3 protein-coding genes are annotated in these 2372 nt (G+C 71.9%); all 3 read left to right on the forward strand.

The features are described 5' to 3' along the window. Positions 1 to 269 (forward strand): hypothetical protein (locus H3H34_RS13165; protein ID WP_207790954.1); only part of this gene is annotated, 269 nt, incomplete at its 5' end. A gap of 8 nt (positions 270 to 277) precedes the next feature. Continuing rightward, positions 278 to 1252 carry a type III-A CRISPR-associated RAMP protein Csm4 gene (gene csm4 / locus H3H34_RS13170; RefSeq protein WP_194745765.1) on the forward strand — a complete coding sequence of 325 codons (975 nt, stop codon included), beginning with the start codon at positions 278 to 280 and terminating at the stop codon, positions 1250 to 1252. Continuing rightward, positions 1249 to 2372: RAMP superfamily CRISPR-associated protein (locus tag H3H34_RS13175; protein WP_194745766.1), on the forward strand; the 1124-nt coding region annotated here is incomplete at its 3' end. The genes csm4 and H3H34_RS13175, both read left to right, overlap by 4 nt.

Genomic DNA, 2372 nt, shown 5'->3' on the forward strand with positions numbered 1-2372 from the left:
ACCGCATCTCGGGCACGGCCACCAACCCGCGGCAGACCGAGCGGGTGGTTCCCGGAGTCCGCTTCCGGTTCGACGCCCGGCTGCGCCGCTTCGCCAACGATCCGGATCTCCTCCCGCTCCTGTTCCAGGGGATGGCGCTCGTCGAGCTGGATGCGCTGGGCGGCTCGGGCTCGCGCGGCTATGGCAAGGTCCGCTTCGAGGAGGTTCGGGTCGACGGCCGGCCGCACGCCGACTGGCGGCCGGCCGACCCGTTCCGGATGGCCGCCTGAGGCCCAGCTTGCGCTGGCTTGCCGTAACCCTCCGGCCGCTTTCGGCCTTCGGCACGCCGCTTCGCGGCGACACGCTGTTCGGCCAGCTGTGCTGGGCGCTCCGGCACCGCCTGGGCGAAGCGCGGCTCGAAGAGCTGCTCGACGGCTATGCCGGGGGCCGGCCGTTCCTCGTCGTCTCCGACGCCTTTCCCCTGGGCTTCCTGCCCCGGCCGGAACTGCCGCCGCCGCCGGTCGATCCGCTCCAGCGCAAGACGGCGAAGAAGGGCCGCTTTCTTGCCGCGCGGCTCCTTGCCGGGCCTCTGCCTCCCTTCCCGGCCGAAGGCGATGTCGCGGAGGAGCCGTTCGCAGCCGCTGCCCAGCCGCACAACAGCCTCTCGCGCCTGACCGGCACCACCGGGGAAGGGTTCGATCCCTTCCAGATGGAGCGGCGCTGGCCGTTCCGCTGGGTGGAGCGGGCGGCAGGCAAGCGCGTGGCTGACGTGCGGCTCTGGGTGCACCTCCTCCTCGACGAGGCGCGGCTGGCGCGATCCGACCTTGCGACGGCGCTGGCCGATGTAGGGGCCTTCGGCTTCGGCCGGGATGCCTCGATCGGGCTTGGGCGGTTCGCGATCGAGGGCTGGGCCGAGGGGCGGCCCGTGCAGGCGGAAGGCGCCGATGCCTTTCTGGCCCTGGCGCCCTCTGCCCATGCGCCGGGCAGCCTCGATGCGGGGCGCAGCTTCCATCGGCCGTTCGTCCGTTTCGGCCGGCACGGGGCTGATGCGGCCACCGGCGCGAATCCCTTCAAGATGCCGGTGCTGCTGATGGACACGGGTGCGGTGCTGCGGCCCGCTTCGTTCGACCCCGGGGCGCTGTTCCTGGGGCGGGGGCTTGGCGGGGGTGGGCGGCTTTCGAAGGAGGCGGTGCCGGGAACGGTGCACCAGGGCTATGCGCCGGTCATCCCCATCGTGGCGCGCTGGGCCGATGCGGCGCGGAGCGCGGCATGACGAAACCGCTCGTCCGCCACCCGATCACGCTGACGCCGCTGTCGCCGATCCACATCGGCTCGGGCGACGATCTCGACTGGACGCGGGCGGTGCCCGATCCGAAGCGCCACGAGCTGATGGTCTTCGACCCGCTGTCCGTCCGGCTGCCAGATGCGGCCTTGCGGGCCCTCGAGACTGCCGCGGCGCGGCAAGGTATGGGCGCCATCTTCGAACTGCAGAGGGTGCTGAAGGCCAATGTCCAACATCTCCGGACCGGGGAGATCGGCCGGATCGAGCTGACAACGGGAGAGCACGAGCGCATCCTGCAAAGCTTCGGTGCCAATGCACAGGCAGGCCAGTGGGGTGCCGGGCAGGTCGCCAGCCAGATCGCGATTTCCCGCCACGCCCTGACTCCCGAGGGGCGGCCCTATGTGCCGGGCTCGTCCCTCAAGGGCGCGCTGCGGACGGCGGAAGTGGCGAAGCGCGATGCGGCAGGGAACCGGGCCGCGCCTCCCTCGCCGCGACCGGACCAGAAGGATCCGTCGGACCGGTTGCTCGGCGCCGTAGACGCCGAGGGGCGGAAGCGGTTCCACGCTAGCCCGTTCGCCCGGCTCTTCGTCTCCGACCTGCTGCCGGCCGGCGCATGGAGCGGGCTGGTGGCAGAGGTCCGGAACCACAAGCGCGCCCCGGTCGCTGGACCGGCAACCGCCAGCATTTCGGTTCGCGTCGAGCTCATCCCCCCGTTTGTGCCCGGCGCGCTCAGGGGCGACATCCGCGAACATCGCCAGCGGGGCGGGACAGACCGGGGCCGCGCGTTCCTCTTGCTTGCCGACCTGCTGCGAACCACCCACGACTTCCATCGCCGGCTGTTCGACTTCTTTGCCGGCGAACTGCAGAAGGCCGAGCGCGGGTTGCCGCCGGAGTGGATCCGCGCGGTCAGGGAGCTGCTGGCGGACGAGGCGCTGGCGAGCGCCATCCGCGAGGGCCGGGCGGCGCTGGTGCGGCTCGGCAGGTTCGGCTCGGCCGAGAGCAAGACGGTTGAATGGCGCGCCGTGCGCATCCCCCAGGCCGCACGAACCGGTGGCCAGCAATTTGTGCTTCACCCCTACACGCTGTGGCTGGCTGACCTCGGCCCTCACCG

This window comes from Thermaurantiacus tibetensis (genome assembly GCF_015354055.1).
Lineage (GTDB): Bacteria > Pseudomonadota > Alphaproteobacteria > Sphingomonadales > Sphingomonadaceae > Thermaurantiacus > Thermaurantiacus tibetensis.